Source organism: Enterococcus sp. AZ067, assembly GCF_051715005.1.
Lineage (GTDB): Bacteria > Bacillota > Bacilli > Lactobacillales > Enterococcaceae > Enterococcus_D > Enterococcus_D casseliflavus.
On the sequence record NZ_JBIOSY010000001.1, the window covers coordinates 3,703,744 to 3,722,919 of the forward strand.

Genomic DNA, 19,176 nt, shown 5'->3' on the forward strand with positions numbered 1-19,176 from the left:
CTTATGAGTCGATTACAACGAATAATTTTCATCTCACTGCTGGTCGCCCAAGGGGTCGTGATTGGTTTAGTTGAAAATATGATCCCTTATCCATTTGCCTTTGCGCCTGGTGCGAAACTAGGTTTGGCAAATTTAATTACCATTATTGCTTTGTTCACCATGCCAAAAAAAGACAGCTTTCTCTTGATTTGGCTACGACTGATCTTAACGACGTTACTAGGAGGAACGGTTTCGACCTTCTTATATAGTATGAGCGGTTCCTTATTGAGCTACTTTGGGATGTCTTTGGTGAAACAGTTGGGGCCTAAGCGTGTCAGTATCATCGGCATTAGTGCGGCCGGCGGGTTCTTACACAACGTCGGACAGTTGATCACTGCCTCATGGATCGCTCAATCCTGGAGCGTGATGCTCTACTTGCCGGTCCTGTCTTTCTTTGGGATCTTGTCCGGGATCGCTATCGGAATCGCCGCCAACTACTTGCTGCGCCGTGTCGAAACACTGCGCCGTTTTCAAATTGATTATGAACGCCAGACCAAAGTCAAATGGCGCTCGGATTCAGAATAAAGGAGTTAATTATGAAACTTCATTCCATGTGGCAAGAGTATCCAGCACTGCAAGCTGACTTATCTGCCTCCTTGCAATTGATGGAAAAATCATTAAAACTAAAAAACAAAGAGGTCGAACAAGCGATCCTGTCCATGATCCATTCAGGTGGGAAACTGCTGCGTCCTGCTTATCAGCTGCTCTTTTCTGCTTATGGCAGCGACAAAGATCGTGAAAAAGCCGTCGCATTGGCGGCCTCGATCGAAATGCTCCACACTGCCTCGTTGATCCACGACGATATCGTCGATCATGCGGACACCCGCCGCAAGCTGCCGACCATTCGTTCCGAATTTGGCAACGATGTCGCTGTCTATGCTGGTGATTACCTCTTTGTCTGCTGCTTTAAATTGATGGCGGATTATGCCAGCTCCATGAAAAGCTTGCAGATGAATTCCCGTAGTATGGAAAAAATCCTGGCCGGCGAATTAGGACAAATGAGCAAACGATACGATTTGTCCGTCACTGTCGAGGATTACTTAGAAAACATTCGCGGCAAAACCGCTGAGTTGTTTGCTTTAAGCTGCTTCATCGGGGCTTACGAAAGCGGCACCTCCTTGCGCTTTGCCAATCAAGCCCGTGAGATCGGTGAAGCCATTGGCCTTGCCTTTCAAATCATGGATGACGTCTTAGATTACAGCCAAGATGCGGCTGCTTTAGGAAAACCAGTATTGGAAGATGTTCGGCAAGGCGTCTATTCCCTGCCGCTGTTGATGGCATTGAAAAGTGACCGCCAACAGCTGCTCCCATTGTTGGAAAAACAAGACGCCATGACGGACACCGACACCCACGAAGTCTATCGGATCGTCCAAGAAAGTGCTGGGATCGAGGAAGCCAAGAAACTCGCAGCCGACTATACGAAAAAAGCTTTGCAGGCGATCCAGAAATTACCTGAGACCAAAGATGAAACCAAAACGTATCTTTACCAGATCACTGCTCAGATCCTAGGGCGAAGCAATTGATCTAATGAACGAACACCAAAAAGCATGGTCGCAGACAAAAGCGATCATGCTTTTTTAGTTGAGCAAGGGAATCCCTCATGAACTCATTTCTCTTTGGGCAAACACTAAATCTGCAGCAACATAGGAAGAGGTAAAGGTTTTGCGGTATTGGTTTGGTGTATAGCTGGTTTCACGTTTGAAGATCCGGGCGTAATAACCCGCATCATCATACCCCACTTGTTCAGCGATAGCAGCAATGGAATCCTCCGTAGTAACCAGCAGCTTTTTGCTTTGTTCTATTCGATAAAACGTCAAATATTTAGTAAAAGTCATCCCAGTGGCTTCTTTAAAAATCCGGCTGATATAGTTGCGATGCATGTGGCTGAAAGCAGCAAGGACATCTAAGGTGATCGGCTCTTGATAGTTGAGATGGATGTATTCAATGATCTGATTGACTTGTTCAGCAATATTATCAGTGATCGCTGACGTGGAATAGTGCAATAGGGAAATTTGATTCAACGAGAGAATACTACGGTGGATACTGTGCTGAAGCTCTTGCTTGCTTAAAGGCCGCACTAAGTAATCGATGGCTCCGCAGCGCAGTGAGCGATGAAGATTGTCAAAGTTCTTCGTCTCATCAATCAAAATCAGTTTGATGTTCGGCTGTTTTTTCATGACTTCGGCTGTCCAATAAAAAGGATCTTCGGCCTCATTAGAGATTGACAAGATGAGGATATCAACGTGTACTTTCCCAGCGATCGCTACCATTTCAGCCATTGTCCAAGAATCTTGCAAGAGCGTGGCGTTAAAAAAATCTTTTCTGACCACTTGTTTTATCTGATTTCGTTCCTTTTCATCTGGGGTGGAAACTAAAATGTAGCACATGAAAGCAGCTCCTTTCCGTGTTCTCTTTTTCAAATTATACCATATTTAATCATTTATCATTAAGTTTATTTCTTTTTATGAACAATAAAAACACATGTTAAAAATATAACAATCTTGGATGAAATTGTCCTGAAACAGCATAGAACCCTCCTAAAGAAAACGCTTACTTTCGCATATAATTAAAGTATAAAAAACAAGGAGGATGATTGATATGATGACAAAGACAAAGATGCACAGTCCCTTAACACTGGTTGATTCCTTAATGAAACAAGCGTCAGACGCCCAAGAACTTTATCGTACTGCCTCGCAAGAAACGGTTGATTACGTGGTGGGAAAAGCTGCAGAGAAACTGACCAGCCACTCGATGCACTTAGCAAAATTGGCACAGAAAGAAACCGGCTTTGGAAACGCAGAAGATAAAAACATCAAAAATTTATTTGCCAGTGAAATATTATATAACAGTATCAAAGATATGCCGACGGTTGGAATCGTAGAAGAAATTCCTGAGAAAAAGATGCTAAAAATCGTTGCGCCATTGGGGGTCTTAGTTGCTTTGATCCCCTCCACCAATCCTACATCCACCACGATTTTCAAAGTACTTTTGGCATTGAAAACGAAAAATGCAATCATCTTGTCCCCTCACCCCCGAGCGCTGCAGGCAATCAAGGAGACCGTGTCCCTCTTTAAAGAGGTGCTGCAAGCATGCGGATTGCCGATCGATTTGGTTCAATTACTAGAAGAACCGACAATTGAGGATACCCAAAAATTGATGGCACATCCCGATACCGATCTAATCTTGGCTACTGGTGGTAAAGCGATGGTTCGAATCGCATATTCTTCGGGCAATCCAGCAATCGGTGTCGGCCCTGGTAATACCCCTGCACTGCTAGAAAAATCTGCAGACATCGCGAAAGCCGTTGATCAGATCATCCGTAGCAAAACCTTCGATTATGGGACGATCTGCGCCTCTGAACAGGCATTAGTCGTTGAGCAATCAATCAAAGATACAGTGATCTCTGAATTGAAAGCAAATCACGGCTACTTTTTGAATCAAGAAGAGTCTGAAAGGCTGGCTGATTTTATCACCACGGCTGAGGGCGGTCTGAATCCCCGGATCATCGGTCAGCCAGCAGTTAAAATTGCCGAAATGAGCGGTCTATCGGTCCCAAGTGATACGAAAATCCTCGTTTCGGAACAGACGGTCATCGCTAAAGACAATCCCTATGCGCGGGAGAAACTTTCGCCGATCCTCGCGTTTTATACCGTGGCTGATGCCGAGGAAGGCATTCGTTTTTGCCAAGAGTTGCTAAAGATCCAAGGTGCTGGACACACCGCTGTCGTTCATACCAAAGACGATACCTTTGTTCGTGAATTTGGGCTGGCGATCCCTTCTGCCCGAATCTTAGTCAATACCCAAGCAGCTTTAGGAGCCATTGGAGGCACCACGAACTTAAATCCTTCCTTGACTCTAGGTTGCGGGTCCCATGGAGGCGGCAGTACTTCAGAAAATATCCATGTCGCACAGCTTTTAAACACGCACTACATCGCTTACGATGTCGAAAAATAAAGAACCTAGGTGCTTCAAGATAAGCGGCTGAACAATACAGCCCCTTCCTTTCATAAAAACGAGCAGGGAAGAACGATCCATTCGTTTTTCCCTGCTCGTTTTTTCTTCTATTTACTAGTTAACGCATCGTCACAAATTCTTCTGACCCCGTCGGATGAATGGCAACGGTTTGATCAAAGTCTGCTTTTGTAGCACCCATTTTGATGGCTACAGCGAAGCCTTGCAGCATTTCATCGACACCGATCCCGATGCCGTGCAGACCGATGATTTTTTCTTCTTCTCCTAAGCACACCAGTTTCATCTCACATTTTTGGCGATACTCATTTAAAGCAAAGTACATCGGTGTAAAGCGCGAACGATACACCTTTATCTGCTCTTGGCCGTATTTTGCCAAGGCTGCTTCTTCGGATAAACCAATCGTGGCAATCGGTGGATGCGTAAAGATGACCGTCGGTACTAAGTGATAATCCAAGTACGCATCGCTTTGACCGTTGAACAAGCGTTCAGACAAGCGACGACCGGCGGCGATCGCAACCGGGGTTAAATCCAATTTTCCGATGACATCGCCCACCGCAAAAATCGAGTCAGCTGTGGTATTTTGATATTTGTCCACAATGATAAACCCTTTTTCATCCAATTGGACATCGGTGTTTTCCAGACCTAACTTATCCGTATTCGGCACGCGACCACCAGCAAAAAGGACGCAATCGCCGGTCAAGGTTTCGCCATTTTCAAAGTGAACGAGATACTCGTCACCTTCTTTAATGATACGAGAGGCAACGTAGCCTGCATAAGTTTCGATTCCTGATTCTTGGTACATCTCCACGAGATTATCCGCAAGCATCTTGTCAAAGGTTCGTAATGGCCGCTCTTTGCGGTACGCCCAAGCCACTTGGCTGCCCAGCTGTTGGCTGACACCGCTGATTTCGGCTGCGATGTAGCCTGCCCCTAAGACGACCATACGCTTTGGTGCTTCTCGCAACGCAAAAAAACCATTCGAGTCAATGGCGTACTCACCGCCGGGAATATTCATCGCGCTAGGTTTTCCACCGGTGGCAATCAAAATGTTTGCTGCATGGTAGTTTTCCCCATTGACGGTAACCGTGTGGTTATCCACAAACTGTGCATAACCGTGGATAACTTCTATATTGTTACTGTCTAAGCCTTTTTGATAGGCTGTGTGTAAAAAATCAATGTATTTTTCACGGTTATCCACAAGCTCAGTAAAATTAAATTTATCCACATGTGGATAAATGCCGTAGCTAGTTGCGTCCCGTTTGATCATTTCTAACATCTCACTAGCTTGCCACATGACTTTTTTCGGTACACAACCGACATTGACACAGGTGCCGCCTAATTCATTGCCTTCGATCAATAATACTTTGGCGCCGTGCATCCCTGCCCGATTGGCTGAGGCGATTCCGCCGCTGCCGCCACCAATTACTATGTAGTCGTATGTTTCCATATTTGTTGTTTCCTCCTTAAGATTGTCTATGTTCTCATCGATCCTTTTTGGCTGGATTGATTCAACAAAAAAAGCCGAGAGAAACTCTCGACCTTATTTTTTCTTCCGAATCATGTCTCCGACTTCCACCGGTTCTTTGACCGGCATCGTCAACAGCATCATAGGATTTGGTGCACGATCGATGGATTCACCGTCTTCATTATACATGACTTCGACGGTTTGGTGAAAGTGATGGAATCCGGGACCGTAAAATTCGATTTCATCGCCAACGGAAAAGTGGTTCCGTTGCCGAATCGTAGCTGTTTTTGTTGCCGGATCATACGCCATGACTTCCCCAATAAATTTGTATTGCGGAATTTTCCGACGCGGACCAAACAACTGCTCATTTTCACTTGGGGTATCGTAGTAAAAGCCTGACGCAAGCTCTCGCTGCGCAACTTTCCACAGTTCATCGATCCATTCTTGTTTGCAGACATAGTTCTCTGGATCGGCCATGTAACTGTCCACGGCTGCTTTATAAACGTTCGCCACGGTTGAAACATAGTGGATCGATTTCATGCGGCCTTCGATTTTGAAACTATCCACGCCGTTTTCAATCAAATCCGGGATATGTTCGATCATCGACATATCCACAGCACTCATGGAAAACTCTTCTTCCACTGTCCCGTTTTTAGTCAAACTGTTTCGTTCCGTTGCAAAGGGCATGTCAAACAGATCATATTTCCAGCGGCAAGATTGCGAACAGCCGCCGCGATTGGCGTCTCGCATCGACATATGATTGGACAAAGTACAACGGCCAGAATAAGAAATACACATGGCGCCATGAATAAAGGCTTCGATCTCCACGCTAGTATTTTTGCGGATCTCAGCGACTTCCTCCATGGACACTTCTCGGGCGAGAACGACCCGTTCTAGGCCTTCTTCCCGCCAAAATTCCAATGTTTCATAGTTCGTGGCACTGGCTTGGGTGGACAAATGGATCGGTAGACCTGGCGCTTCTGTTGCGCAGATCTGGATCAAAGCGGGATCAGAAACGATCACTGCCGAAATACCGACATCTCGCAATTCCCGAAAGAATTCCCCTGCACCTTCTTGATTGCCCTCATGGGTCACCATGTTGGCTGCTACATAGACTTTTGCGTTGTGGGCTTTGGCAAAAGCCACCCCTTCCGCCATTTCTTCATAGGTAAAGTTTCCCGCGCGACTCCGTAGACCATAGGCATTGCCGCCGATATAGACAGCGTCAGCGCCATAGTGGATCGCTGTTTTTAATTTTTCTAACGTACCAGCTGGTGCTAACACTTCTGGTCGTTTCAATGCTTGTTTAACGGTCATTTGTTCTTGCTCCTTACTTGATATCGTCAGGATCGATGGCATAAAATCCAGTGTCCAACCCACGTTCTGCTGGATGAAGTTGGGCAACTTGTTCACTGAGCACAGTTGCTTGCTCTGCTTGCCACTTCCCACTTTCCACAAGGCTCTTGGCTTGGGCAAACAGCTTAGCAATTGCCACAAAGGCAGCCCCTCGTGTATAGATTCCGTCCAGCTTCCAGGTTTGAAAGCCTGTTGCGGCTAATTCCCCCAGCTGCAGCATCAGATTGATGTCGTTATTGGCAAAAATGTGCGTGCCGTGGCTATCTTCATAAATGGAATAGTGAGTTTCTTCTTTTTTCGGTTCAGATAAAAACAACCCACGGTCGTGGTTCTTTTCTTCCGATTGTTGGGTATAGTTATAATAATTTTGTAAAAGCGGACGCTTCGATTGGTGAATGCAGGTCGCACCATAAACCAATACTTCCACAGGAATATTTAGTTGTGGTGCCATGATTTTCATTTCCTCGAAAGGAACTTCTCGCGCTAAAACGGCTGCCTTTGCTCCTTTTTGTCCCCAAAAATTGATTTGACGAGCGCTCGTTACTAAGGTTTCCCCTGCATAAATAAATGGCACGGCACATTCTGGATTTTGCTTCATGCGGTAAATGATCCCAGGATCTCCGAGAGCGATTTGATCGGCTTGATTGGTCTTCAGAAATGCTAGGTATTCTGGAATCCGCTTCATTTTTTCTGGATGCATGATGCCATTGACTGCGATCGTCACTTTCTTTCCAGCTTCGTGGGCCATGTCGATCAGTCTGATTTGCTCTTCACGAGAAAAAGAGGCCGGTAGGCGCAGCCCGAATGTCTCTTCTCCAAAAAACAATGTATCAACATAAGGGATGAGCTGCTGTGCTTGCTCGATCGATTCCACCGTGGCGATAATCTCAACCATAATACTCCTCCTTTTTTCAACTCATTCATAGTATCACACAGCAGGATTCTTTCCAAGAGGTCTCGTTACTCTTTTTTTCACGAATATCGCTTTTTCCGTTAATCAACCGTTGTCATAAAGCTATTTAGAAGGATATTTTTTTGTGAATCATCAATCATAATTAATAGAGATCACTTGATCACTACTAGACATAGCAAGACAAAAAAGCGACGTTTCTATGGGTGCCGATTACTCGACCATAGAAACGCCGCTGCCGTTATTGGCTCGACTTAAACTTGTTGCAAGACCCGTGCTTGTCCCTCTTTGACATTGAGAGTGATCGATCCTTTGGAAGCACCAATCGTCACTTTGTCACCTAAATGAATTTGTCCTGATAGGAGTGCTTCACTTAAACGGTCTTCGACTTCTTTTTGCAATGCTCGACGAATCGGCCGTGCCCCATATTCTGGATCAAAACCAGCTTTACCGATCACATCGATGGCAGATGGCGTGATCTTCAATTGGATGTCTTGGTTGCTTAGCCGTTTGATGATCGCTTTGCTCATAATCTTCACGATTTCGTGGATCTCCCCTTCACCTAAGGATTGGAAGACCACTGTTTCATCCACACGGTTCAAGAACTCTGGACGGAAGGCTTTTTTCAGCTCTTCTAAGATCCGTTTTTGCATCGCTTGGTGATCTTTCGTTAAATCAGTGACATTGAATCCAACGCTTTTTTCTTCGCGGATTTGTTGGGCACCGATATTAGAAGTCATGATCAAAATCGTGTTGCGGAAATCGACCTTCCGACCTTTGGCATCCGTCAAATGTCCATCATCTAGCACTTGCAAGAGGATATTGAAGACATCGGGATGGGCTTTTTCTACCTCGTCCAATAAGATGACGGAGTAAGGTTTTGAACGGATTTTTTCCGTCAATTGCCCACCTTCGTCATAGCCGACATAGCCTGGCGGTGAACCGATCAAACGGCTCGTGCTGTATTTTTCCATAAATTCGGACATATCGACACGAACCAAGGCATCTTCACTGCCAAACATCGCTTCCGCTAAGGCTTTAGCAAGCTCGGTTTTCCCGACACCAGTCGGGCCTAAGAACATGAAGGAACCAATTGGGCGGTTGGGGTCTTTCAACCCACTGCGGGCGCGGCGGATCGAACGAGCGACTGCTTTGACCGCTTCTTCTTGGCCAACTACCCGTTGATGCAAGATCTTTTCAAGATCCAACAAGCGTTCGCTTTCTTTTTTCTCCATCTGTTGCAAAGGTACACCGGTCCATTGGGAAACGACCGTAGCAACATCTTCTGCAGTAACACTATCGGCATAGCCTGACGCTTCTTTGACTTCCATAAACGCCACTTCCGTCAGTTGTTGGGTCAATTTCTTTTCCTTGATTCGCAGACGAGCTGCTGCTTCAAAATCTTGCTGGCGAATGGCTGCTTCTTTTTCTTCGATCAAGTTAGCGATCTCGTTTTGTAGATCTGCCAATTCCGAACTTTCATCGGTTTTGTCTAGACGCACTTTGGCTGCTGATTCATCCATCAAATCGATGGCTTTATCTGGTAATTGGCGCGAATTGATGTAACGTACGGACAATTGCACAGCAGCGTGTAACGCATCATCAGAAATTTCCACCCCATGATGTTCTTCATAACGAGGACGCAAGCCGCGCAAAATTTCTTCCGCTTCTTCTGGTGTTGGTTCGTCGACTTGCACTCGGGCAAAACGGCGTTCTAACGCAGAATCTTTTTCAATGTATTTTTGGTACTCATCTAATGTCGTGGCACCGATGGTTTGCAATTCTCCACGGGCTAAGGCTGGTTTCAGAATATTCGAGGCATCAATCGCCCCTTCGGCTCCGCCGGCCCCAATCAGTGTATGCAATTCATCAATGAATAAGATGATTTGACCGTCTTGATAGATCTCATCGATGATTTTTTTCATTCGGTCCTCAAATTCTCCACGGTATTTCGTTCCAGCAACTAAAGCCCCCATGTCCAGCATCATCAACCGTTTGTTTTGCATGTCTTCTGGGACTTCCCCATTGATGATTTTTTGGGCTAAGCCTTCGGCGATCGCGGTTTTCCCAACACCAGGTTCCCCAACGAGAACAGGGTTGTTTTTGGTCCGACGGCTAAGGATCTGGATCAGCCGTTTGACTTCTTTGGCACGACCGACAACAGGATCTAGCCGTTTTTCACGGGCTAATTTGGTCAAATCACGGGCTAAGGAATCCAAGGTCGGTGTTCCTTGCTGCGCTTTGGCTTGGGCTGGACGACGACGACCAGCACTTCCGTTGGTTTTGCTTTCATTGAAGCCCATTTTTTTCTTCAAAAGCTGACGCATTTTCGCGAGACTCAAGCCGAGATTCAGCATGATTCGTGAAGCCAAAATGTCTTCGTCTCTTAATAAGCCTAATAATAGATGTTCGGTACCGATCTGTGGTGCCCCTAAACGCTTGGCTTCATCCCCTGCATAAGCAAATGTATGTTTTGCTCGTGGTGAATACGCGAGATAGGCGTTTTCTGGGTATTGACGAACGGTGCCATACCCTGTTAAATGTTCGATTTCTTCACGAATATCGTTTTCTGTGATATTCATTTCCCGTAACGTTTTGCCAGCGATCCCGTTTTGTTCAATGACCAGTGCCAATAGAATATGTTCAGAACCTACCGCTTGGTGCTTAAAGTATTTTGCTTCTTCTTGGGCGATAGCCAAAACGGCTTTCGCGCGTTGGGTGAATAATTCATCCATCTCTTTCACTTCCTGTCTTCGTAACTTAATCGTTCTAGAATTGCATGGAGCAAATCAGCTCGTGTTCTATTTTCATAAGGAGAACGTCCTAGAACTGCTTTCGCGATGACGGTCAACAATAAATTGCCTTCTCGCTTGGACAGGATTCCTTCCTCATAAAGTTTCTGGATTATTGCATACGCATCTTTTTCCGAGATGGTTTCATCGAATAGTTGATTCATTTCTTTTAAATAGTGGTGGCTGTCAGTAATTTTGACTTTCTCGATCCGAATATAGCCGCCCCCGCCGCGTTTACTTTCAACCGCATAGCCTCTTTGAACGGTAAAGCGGGTATTGATCACGTAATTTATTTGTGAGGGCACGCAGTTGAACAAATTTGCCATTTCTGCGCGACGAATCTCAATGGTTTCACTGTCTTCAAGAATTTTCTTCAAATATGCTTCAATCAAATCGGAAGTGTTGTGATGACTCAATTCATTCCCTCCCTTGACTAATTCTGACCTTCATTATACCCAATTTTTGAATCCTTGGAAAGATGTACGCTTGCACAAAAGGAAGGTCTAAAGGAAATTTTAAAGACACTTATCCCTCACTTCAGCTTTTTTAGCTACAAAAAGAAACAAGCAACTCATCGGGGAACAAAAAGAAAATTCTTTGGTCCCCGAAGGCTGCTTGGTTAAAATATTGGGTTTTAGCTAGTTTCTAATCACTTTCGGAACTGCTTTCGCTCGTAGCCGTTGAATCAGAGGAGTCATCTGAACTACTGCTTGGCGTCGATGAGGACGAATCATCTGGTTCAGGTCCTCTAGAGATTGTGACCGTTACAGTAGAGCCAACTTCGACGGAGGTTCCAGCACCTGGAGAGACACGGACAACATGTCCAGCTGGCACCGAATCATTATAGCCGTCCTCTTCCTCAAAAGTTGAGTCTAATCCTGCTTCATTCAAGTCTGCTTCTGCATCGGCTTGGCTTTTGCCAACGATTCTCGGTACATTGACCATTTCCTGCCCACTGCTGACCGTCAAAGTGATGGTCGTTTGTGAAGTCACCACTGTTTCACCTGTTGCTGGTGCTTGAGCGATGATCGTGCCTGATGGTTGACTGCTGGATTGATAGTTTACTTCGATCTGTGATCGGTCGACACCGCGAGAAGTTAATGCTGCTCGTGCATCTGCCTCTGTCATGCCATAATAGTTGTCCATTGCGAAGCTATCTGGTCCGGAGCTGACCTTAAAGGTGATTTCGTCTTCTGCTGGGGAAACTTCCCGCCCTGCTGCTGGTGATTGACTGATAATATCCCCTTCATCGACATCATCTGACGACTCTAGCTCTTCTTTGATTCTGTCTTCATCAAAGCCCAAATCGATCAACTCTTTTTTGACATCATCAAAGGAGCGACCTTCATAATCATCAAGAGTGATTTTCTTGGCTCCGCTGCTGATATAAAGAGTCACGACGGAATTCTTTTTGACTTCATTGCCTTCTGGCGGATCGGTCTTGACGACATTGCCTGCTTCGACTTCATCGTCTTCAATTTCTTCTACCTCGTCTGCCACTTGCAAACCAGCAGCTTCCAGCTCGGCACGGGCAGCTGCTTCTGTCTGGCCACTGACTTCAGGAATTGCCACATCTCCCCGACCACCGCCGAATAGGAAGTAACTGCCTATGCCTAGCAGTGCGATCACCATAATGATGGGCAGCAGCAGCCACCGTTTGCGTTTTTTCTTTTTCGGCTGCGCCGCTTCTTCAGCTTGATCCGCAACCTTATCTTCTACGGGTTCTTCCACTGGCGGCGTTTCGACTTGGGCTGCTTCCACAGGGGTCAGCACTCTCGTTTCATCCATCAGGGCATGAGGTTCCCATCTCGGTTCATTGAGTCGGTCAGGAGACAACACGGTATCAAGGTCCGCTCGCATTTCATCGGCAGTTTTGTACCGATCCGCCGGTTCTTTGGCGGTCGCCTTCAATACGACGTTTTCCAGCGATTGCGGAACATTTTTGTCATAGATCCGAATCGAAGGGATCTCATCTTGGAAGTGTTTCAAGGCGATCGTTACGGCTGATTCGCCATCAAAGGGTACTTTGCCGGTTAAAATTTCATAGAGGATGATCCCAATCGCATAAATATCTGATTGATTGGTGGCCATACTGCCTCGTGCTTGTTCTGGTGAAAGATAATGCACCGAGCCTAGCATCGAGTTGGTTTGGGTGATCGATGTTTCTGATAGGGCGATCGCGATCCCAAAATCGGTGATTTTCACCACGCCGTCTTCATTGATCAGCACATTCTGGGGCTTTAGGTCCCGGTGAATGATGCGGTGCTGATGGGCCAATGCCACCGCTGATAAAATTTGTTGGATGATATCAACGATCTGCAAATAAGGTACGGGATAGTGCGTTTGGATATAGCGCTTGAGATCCATCCCTTTGACATATTCCATCACCAAAAACTGCATGCCGTCTTCTTCGCCGACATCATAAACGGTTACGATGTTTGGATGAACCAGCTCAGTCGCCGCCAAGGCTTCTCGTTGAAAGCGCCGAATCGCACTTTGGTCGTTTTGGAAGTCAAAACGAAGCACTTTGATTGCCACTTCACGGTCTAAGATCAAGTCATGCGCCAAAAACACATTTGCCATTCCGCCGCTGCCGATATTGCCGATGATTTTGTATCGGCCGTTTATCTTCTTCCCAATTTCGATCATGGGCGCTCTCCTCCAACTTTAATCAATAATACCGTGATATTGTCGACACCGCCGCGTTCGTTGGCTTGATCGATCAATGATTGCACTGCTTCTTCCAGCACAGGGGTTTCTTGGATCGTTGCTGTGATCTCTTCATCTGAGACCATGTTGGTCAATCCGTCTGAACACAGCAGCAAATAATCCCCGTCTGCAATAAAGTGGATCGCCACATCGACTTCGACTTCGCTTGGCATACCGATCGAGCGGGTCAAAACGTTTTTGCGAGGATGATTCAAGGCCATTTCTGCCGTGATTTGTCCCGACTTCACCAATTCATTGACCAGTGAATGGTCCTCTGTGATTTGAGTCAGCACTTGATTGCGTAAAAGATAGGCACGGCTGTCCCCGACATTGGCGATCGTAAACTGGTCGCCTAATAAGGCCACAGCAATGATCGTGGTGCCCATGCCGCTAAGTTCTTCTTGTTCTTGTCCTTTTTGGAAAATCACTTGGCTTTCCGCTTGGATTTTTTGGATCAGCCATTGGGCAGTTTTTTCACTGTCTGTCAGCTCTGTCTGTTCCCAAGCGGTGCCGATCTCACTGACTGCTTGACGGCTAGCGACATCTCCGGCCCGGTGGCCCCCCATGCCATCGGCAAGCAAGGCCAATGTCACATTGGCTTTATTTACATAGGTTGCTGCAAAATCTTGGTTTGTGTTGCGACGTTTGCCGACATCTGTTTGAAAACGAATCTCCAATTTCTTTCACCTCGTTACTTTTTGCGTAGACAACTGATAAAAAAGCCATCTGTCATAAAATCTTGCGGATAGATCGTCAACATATCCTCTTGAACCGCTTCGGCTGCCAGCGGTCCTACCGCAAGAGGCATTTGCTCAAATTCAGGATGGTCAGCGAGAAACGCTGCCACGACTTGTTGATTTTCTTCCGCTAGAATCGTGCATGTGCTGTAGACCATTATACCCGATTTTTTCAAGGTTGGGGCGGCACTTTCCAAAATCTCTCGCTGAATCTGCGGCAAGCGTTGGAAATCGGCTTCCGTCTTGCTGTATTTGATGTCCGGTTTACGGCGCATCAACCCTAATCCAGAACAAGGGGCATCCACTAAGATGCGATCAAATTGTTCGGGTGCAAAGGTTTGAGCCGTCTCCCGCGCATCCATCACGCGGGTCTCCACAACTGCTTCGACGCCTAAACGTTGGGCATTTTGCTGAATCAGCTTAACCTTATGGGCATGGATATCCAATGCTGTCACTTTGCCGCCCTCTGCGGCAGACAAGAAGGCAGCGATATGGGTCGTTTTGCCTCCTGGTGCTGCGCAGGCATCCAGTACTTGATGGTCTCGGGCTACTTGTAAAACGGGGGCAACCAGCATCGAACTTTCATCTTGGATCGTCAGTAAACCTTCTTTGTAGAGGGACGAGCCCGCCATAAAGCCTTTGTCAGCCACAACCCCATAGGGGGAAAGCTCACATGGTCGTGCGTCGATGCCTTCTTCTTGTAGCCGTTCGATCGCTGCTGCTTGCGAGATGCGCTGCAGATCGATACGACCACTGGCATGATTGGGTTCAAATAGGGCATAGCCCAGCTCACTGGTTTCTTCGATCCCAATTTGTTTGACTAGTTTCTTCGTTAGCCACAGGGGCAAACTGATTTCCGTTGCTAAACGTTCCATTGGGTCTTTGATCAATGCCAAGTCTGGCACTCCTTGTCGTTGGATCGTGCGCAGGACGCCATTGACGAATTTTCCAGTTCCCGGATTGCCTTTGGCTTTCGCAATATCCACGGCTTCATGAATGATGGCATGGGCGGGTACTTTATCGAGATACAGCATCTGATACAAGGAAAGCCGCAGCAGCGTTTTGACCCACGGGTCAACTTTGCGGGCATTTTTAATAAACCGATCCAAATAATAATCCAATAAAAGCTGACGACTGATGGTGCCGTACACCAATTCAGTCAATAAGCGACCGTCTTTGTCATTTAAACGCCCTTGATTCATCAATTCCCGCAGCAGTAGATTGGAATAAGCGCCGCCTTTTTCGATTCGCAACAACGCTTCTAGTGCCACAAAACGCACTGTATATTGTATGTCTCCAAGATTACGCTTCATAGGTACCTACCTGATCCCCTTTTTGAATCTGTTGTCCACTGCCGTTTAAGAATGCAGCAATGTCTTGTCGGCCTTTTCCAGCTGGCTGCAATTCATCGATAGCCAATACCGTGCCTTCCCCACAAGCGATCAGCAACGTTTTTTTCGTCCGTTCAATGATCGTTCCTGGCTGGGCTGTCGTCGTTTGCTCCAGCGGTGTTACTTGCCAAAGTTTCCAGCGGTTGCCATTTTGTGTCGTAAAGGCGATCGGCCATGGTCGCATGCCTCGGACTTGGGCATCGATTTGCACCGCCGTTTTCTGCCAGTCGATGGCTTCTTGTTCACGGCTGATATTTGGTGAAAAGGTGACTTTTGCTTCTTCTTGCGGGACAGGCTGCAGCTCTCCCGACAAGATTTTCGGCACAGTCTCCAGCAGCAAGTCTTTGCCTAATAGGCTCAACTTATCAAACATCGTCCCCACATCATCTTGGGCCGTGATCGGCAAGCGAGCTTGAGCAAAAATACCGCCAGCATCCATTTTTTTGATCATTTCCATGATGGTTACACCCGTTTCTTGCTCCCCTTCCATGATGGCATAATGCACAGGTGCTCCGCCACGGTATTTCGGCAGTAGGGACGCATGAACGTTGATAGCGCCATGCTTTGGTACTTCTAGTAACGCACTAGGTAAAAATTGGCCGAAAGCTGCCGTGATCAGCAGGTCAGGTGCTAAAGCTTGAATCTGCTCCATTTCTGGTGACCCACTGATTTTTTCTGGTTGTAAAACCAACAAGCCATGCTTCATCGCCGCTTCTTTAACGGGGGTCGGAGTGATGGTTTTTTTGCGACCGACAGGACGATCCGGCTGGGTCACGACTGCTGCCACTTCATAGCCAGCTTCAAGCAAGCCTTCTAAAATTGGGACGGAAAACGCCGGGGTACCCATAAAGACGATTTTAGTCATTTTCATGTTCCTCCATATACTTTTCTAAGTCTTCTTCAGGAATGCGTTCGACGAGCTTGTCGACAAACAGCACGCCATTTAAATGATCGATCTCATGCTGCATCGCACGCGCCAAGTAGCCGAATGCTTCCACTTCCATTTCCTCTCCTTCTCGGTCGAAATAGCGGACAGTGATCTCGTCTGCTCGTTTGACGGTCCCAAAGGTGTGGGGAATACTCAAGCAGCCTTCCACATCAAGGGATTCACCAGAAGAAGCGATGATCTCAGGGTTGATCATTTCAAAGCGGTCGTCTTCTTCGACTTCCACGATCGCCACTTGCAGATTTTTGCCGACTTGCGGTGCGGCAATACCGATCCCGTCATGAGCGACCATCGTTTCATAAAGGTCGTCTAGTAGCTGAACGAGCTCATCGGTAATAACTTTGACGGGTTTTGCTTGCCGACGAAGACGTTCATCGGGGGTGATAATAATAGGATAACGCATATTTTCTCCTCTAAATAAAATTCAACGGCTCTTGGTCAATCGACACGTACAATCCTTTGCGCTGATCGATTTGACTTTGATCCAACAGACGGGTCAACAAAGCAGGTAGCTGCGGTTCATTTTTGTATTTAATGATCAATTGGTAGTAATAACGGTTTTTCACCCGCAAAATCGCACTGGGTGCCGGCCCCAACAAAATACTCTGCGGTGACAGCTCCTGCTGCAGATCCCGCGCGATCGCAAACATCTTCTGAGCTGCGACTTGCTCTTCGGGATGACTGCAGGTGATTTTGACGGTGAAATAATACGGTGGATAGCCGCTTTGGTGCCGCATCCACATCTCTTTTTGATAGAAATCTTCGTAATCTTGCGACTGCGCCAATTGGATAGCGTAGTGCTCAGGGTTGAATGTTTGGATCACCACTTCGCCGGTTTTTTCCGCCCGACCTGCTCGACCACTGACCTGAGTCAACAGCTGGAACGTCCGTTCACTTGAACGAAAATCTGGCAAATTCAAGGCTGTATCGGCATTCAAGACCCCTACCAGTGTGATATCAGGGAAATCCAAGCCTTTGGCGATCATTTGAGTCCCTAACAAAATATCCGCTTTTTTCTCCCCAAACAAGGTCAAGATTTTTTCATGGGCGCCTTTTTTGCGGGTGGTATCGACATCCATCCGTAAGACCCGCGCTTCGGGAAACAGTTCTTTCAACTCTTCTTCCACTTTTTGCGTGCCCGTTCCGTAATACCGAATCTTGTCTGCATTGCAGTTGGGGCAACGATGGGGGATGTGTTCTTCATGTCCGCAATAATGACAGCGCATCGTTTTGGTATCCATATGCAGCGTCAAGGAGATGTCGCAATTTGGGCAAGGCAAAACATACCCGCAATCGCGGCACATCACGAAGGAAGAGTAGCCGCGCCGATTCAGCAGCAAGACGATCTGTTCTTTGCGGGCCAAGCGGTCTGTAATTTTTTCCTGTAACGGACGAGAAAAGGTTTGATACTTTTTATTGGCAAATTCGGTACGCATATCCACGACTTCGATCTGCGGTAATTGCGCACTGGTTTTTGCCCGCTGATTCAATTTCAATAAGCGGTAGACTTCTTTTTGCGCCCGGGCACGAGATTCCAATGACGGCGTCGCACTGCCTAACACCACTGGACAGTGATGGTACTGGCTGCGCCAAATCGCTAAATCTCTCGCATGGTAACGAGGGGCTTCATCTTGCTTGTAGGAGGCTTCGTGCTCCTCATCGACGATGATGACCCCGATGTTTTTCAACGGAGCAAAAATCGCCGAGCGGGCGCCAACCACCACCTGCGCCTCCCCACGTTCGATCTTACGCCATTCATCGTATTTTTCACCTTGGGACAAGCCGCTGTGTAAAACAGCCACTGCGTCGCCGAGACGGCTTTTAAAGCGTTCGACCATTTGCGGGGTCAATGCGATCTCTGGCACGAGCATGATCGCGGTTTTGCCTTGTTTCAGCAATTGGGCGATCGCTTGCAGATAGACTTCTGTTTTTCCACTGCCGGTGATCCCTTCCAGTAAAAAAGTCTGTGCCTCTTGGTTATCCGCACAAGCAGTGATTTGCGCTACTGCAGCTGCCTGTTCTTCATTTAATTCAAGCGGGACCGTTTTTTGAAATTGACGGTCTTTGTAAGGATCGCGGTAGGCTTCAACTTCCGTAAAGGTCAGCCAACCAGCTTCTTGCGCTTGGTTCAAAGCCGCGGTGGAAATCCCTTGTTCGGTAAAAAAGGAAACCGGCAAGCGGGCTTCCTCTGTCAAAATCTGTAAGATTTCCAGCTTGCGTTTGGACCCTTTGCGCAGCTGTTGCTGGACGGCGGGGATTTCTGCTGGATCGATCTTGCGTTCAATGTAACGGGTCATTTTCGCTTTGTTTTTATTTTTCACGAGATACTGCAATTCAACTACTGCGGCTTCCCGCAAAGGCTTCAACTGCGGCAACAGCCCGGCACTTTCGGCGTCTTGCCAGCTGAGGATGCCGTTTTCGGGAAAATATTCTTTGATGGGATGATTTCCTTCCAGCAAAACGATCTGCTTTTGGTACTCGGCTTTCATCACACTAGGCAGCATCGTCTGCAAGCAAGTGATCTTAAAGGCAAAGGTCGTTTCCTTCATGTAGTCGGCTAATTGGAGAAGTTCTTCATTGACGACAGGCGACAAATCCAACAAACGAACGATTGGTTTTAAGGTCTGCTGCGGTTCGGCAACTTCTGAAAGGCCGACGACGAACCCTTGGATATGGCGGTCGCCCTTGCCAAATGGCACTTCGACCCGCATCCCTGTCTCAATGGCGGCTTGTAATTCTGATGGGATCAGATAGGTAAAAGGCTGATCGGTCTGCATCGTGGGAACATCCACGATCACTTCTGCTATGTACGCCATTTCTTCTCCTCCTTTTAGGTTCTATTTTACTAAATGGGTGGGG

General features: G+C 47.0%; 15 protein-coding genes. 3 read left to right on the top strand and 12 right to left on the bottom strand.

Features of this window, described 5'->3' with window-relative positions:
- The first annotated feature begins 3 nt into the window (after window positions 1–3).
- Both IGI82_RS17530 and IGI82_RS17535 read left to right on the top strand, forming a co-directional pair.
- Window positions 4–564 carry a Gx transporter family protein gene (locus IGI82_RS17530; protein ID WP_005232987.1) on the top strand — a complete coding sequence of 187 codons (561 nt, stop codon included), beginning with the start codon at window positions 4–6 and terminating at the stop codon, window positions 562–564.
- Window positions 565–575: 11 nt separating this feature from the next.
- A complete protein-coding gene (locus IGI82_RS17535) occupies window positions 576–1,562 on the top strand; it encodes a polyprenyl synthetase family protein (RefSeq protein ID WP_164890366.1) in 987 nt (328 codons plus the stop codon).
- A gap of 75 nt (window positions 1,563–1,637) precedes the next feature.
- Here IGI82_RS17535 and IGI82_RS17540 read toward each other — a convergent pair whose 3' ends face one another.
- A complete protein-coding gene (locus IGI82_RS17540) occupies window positions 1,638–2,426 on the bottom strand; it encodes a helix-turn-helix domain-containing protein (RefSeq protein ID WP_438842580.1) in 789 nt (262 codons plus the stop codon).
- A gap of 211 nt (window positions 2,427–2,637) precedes the next feature.
- On the opposite strand from IGI82_RS17540, the gene IGI82_RS17545 reads away from it, so the two are divergent.
- A complete protein-coding gene (locus IGI82_RS17545) occupies window positions 2,638–3,993 on the top strand; it encodes an aldehyde dehydrogenase family protein (protein WP_260663563.1) in 1,356 nt (451 codons plus the stop codon).
- A gap of 118 nt (window positions 3,994–4,111) precedes the next feature.
- Here IGI82_RS17545 and gor read toward each other — a convergent pair whose 3' ends face one another.
- The 11 genes from gor to priA form a co-directional block, all read right to left on the bottom strand.
- Window positions 4,112–5,458, bottom strand: a complete 1,347-nt coding sequence (gene gor, locus IGI82_RS17550) for a glutathione-disulfide reductase (protein ID WP_428215340.1) — start codon at window positions 5,456–5,458, stop codon at window positions 4,112–4,114.
- Window positions 5,459–5,551: 93 nt separating this feature from the next.
- Complete coding sequence (locus IGI82_RS17555; protein ID WP_008381725.1) at window positions 5,552–6,793, bottom strand: peptidase U32 family protein; 1,242 nt, start codon at window positions 6,791–6,793, stop codon at window positions 5,552–5,554.
- A gap of 13 nt (window positions 6,794–6,806) precedes the next feature.
- Complete coding sequence (locus IGI82_RS17560) at window positions 6,807–7,727, bottom strand: peptidase U32 family protein (protein ID WP_074934236.1); 921 nt, start codon at window positions 7,725–7,727, stop codon at window positions 6,807–6,809.
- Window positions 7,728–7,996: 269 nt separating this feature from the next.
- Window positions 7,997–10,477, bottom strand: coding sequence for an ATP-dependent Clp protease ATP-binding subunit (locus tag IGI82_RS17565; protein WP_010748867.1), 2,481 nt, complete (start codon window positions 10,475–10,477; stop codon window positions 7,997–7,999).
- A gap of 5 nt (window positions 10,478–10,482) precedes the next feature.
- On the bottom strand, window positions 10,483–10,950 hold the full coding sequence (locus tag IGI82_RS17570; RefSeq protein ID WP_005230319.1) for a CtsR family transcriptional regulator: 468 nt from the start codon (window positions 10,948–10,950) through the stop codon (window positions 10,483–10,485).
- A 229-nt stretch (window positions 10,951–11,179) separates the two neighbouring features.
- Window positions 11,180–13,183 carry a Stk1 family PASTA domain-containing Ser/Thr kinase gene (gene pknB / locus IGI82_RS17575; protein ID WP_438842581.1) on the bottom strand — a complete coding sequence of 668 codons (2,004 nt, stop codon included), beginning with the start codon at window positions 13,181–13,183 and terminating at the stop codon, window positions 11,180–11,182.
- Window positions 13,180–13,920: a Stp1/IreP family PP2C-type Ser/Thr phosphatase gene (locus IGI82_RS17580; RefSeq protein ID WP_005230317.1), complete on the bottom strand. Its 741-nt coding sequence runs from the start codon at window positions 13,918–13,920 to the stop codon at window positions 13,180–13,182. The genes pknB and IGI82_RS17580 overlap by 4 nt, the downstream gene beginning before the upstream one ends.
- A 14-nt stretch (window positions 13,921–13,934) precedes the next feature.
- Entirely contained in the window at window positions 13,935–15,293 is a 1,359-nt protein-coding gene (gene rsmB, locus IGI82_RS17585; RefSeq protein ID WP_438842582.1) for a 16S rRNA (cytosine(967)-C(5))-methyltransferase RsmB, read from the bottom strand.
- Complete coding sequence (fmt, locus tag IGI82_RS17590) at window positions 15,283–16,236, bottom strand: methionyl-tRNA formyltransferase (protein ID WP_010748863.1); 954 nt, start codon at window positions 16,234–16,236, stop codon at window positions 15,283–15,285. The genes rsmB and fmt overlap by 11 nt, the downstream gene beginning before the upstream one ends.
- Window positions 16,229–16,720, bottom strand: a complete 492-nt coding sequence (def, locus tag IGI82_RS17595; RefSeq protein WP_005230314.1) for a peptide deformylase — start codon at window positions 16,718–16,720, stop codon at window positions 16,229–16,231. Before def ends, fmt begins: the two co-directional genes overlap by 8 nt.
- Before the next feature lie 10 nt (window positions 16,721–16,730).
- Window positions 16,731–19,133 carry a primosomal protein N' gene (gene priA, locus IGI82_RS17600; protein WP_128432790.1) on the bottom strand — a complete coding sequence of 801 codons (2,403 nt, stop codon included), beginning with the start codon at window positions 19,131–19,133 and terminating at the stop codon, window positions 16,731–16,733.
- Between the last annotated feature and the right edge of the window lie 43 nt (window positions 19,134–19,176).

Excerpts from the sequence above, each read along its gene's own strand:
- IGI82_RS17565 (WP_010748867.1), bottom strand. The coding sequence starts at position 10,477 with ATGGATGAATTATTCACCCAACGCGCGAAAGCCGTTTTGGCTATCGCC.
- priA (WP_128432790.1), bottom strand. The coding sequence starts at position 19,133 with ATGGCGTACATAGCAGAAGTGATCGTGGATGTTCCCACGATGCAGACC.
- fmt (WP_010748863.1), bottom strand. The coding sequence starts at position 16,236 with ATGACTAAAATCGTCTTTATGGGTACCCCGGCGTTTTCCGTCCCAATT.
- IGI82_RS17535 (WP_164890366.1), top strand. The coding sequence starts at position 576 with ATGAAACTTCATTCCATGTGGCAAGAGTATCCAGCACTGCAAGCTGAC.
- IGI82_RS17540 (WP_438842580.1), bottom strand. The coding sequence starts at position 2,426 with ATGTGCTACATTTTAGTTTCCACCCCAGATGAAAAGGAACGAAATCAG.
- rsmB (WP_438842582.1), bottom strand. The coding sequence starts at position 15,293 with ATGAAGCGTAATCTTGGAGACATACAATATACAGTGCGTTTTGTGGCA.
- pknB (WP_438842581.1), bottom strand. The coding sequence starts at position 13,183 with ATGATCGAAATTGGGAAGAAGATAAACGGCCGATACAAAATCATCGGC.
- IGI82_RS17560 (WP_074934236.1), bottom strand. The coding sequence starts at position 7,727 with ATGGTTGAGATTATCGCCACGGTGGAATCGATCGAGCAAGCACAGCAG.
- def (WP_005230314.1), bottom strand. The coding sequence starts at position 16,720 with ATGCGTTATCCTATTATTATCACCCCCGATGAACGTCTTCGTCGGCAA.
- IGI82_RS17555 (WP_008381725.1), bottom strand. The coding sequence starts at position 6,793 with ATGACCGTTAAACAAGCATTGAAACGACCAGAAGTGTTAGCACCAGCT.
- IGI82_RS17530 (WP_005232987.1), top strand. The coding sequence starts at position 4 with ATGAGTCGATTACAACGAATAATTTTCATCTCACTGCTGGTCGCCCAA.
- IGI82_RS17545 (WP_260663563.1), top strand. The coding sequence starts at position 2,638 with ATGATGACAAAGACAAAGATGCACAGTCCCTTAACACTGGTTGATTCC.
- gor (WP_428215340.1), bottom strand. The coding sequence starts at position 5,458 with ATGGAAACATACGACTACATAGTAATTGGTGGCGGCAGCGGCGGAATC.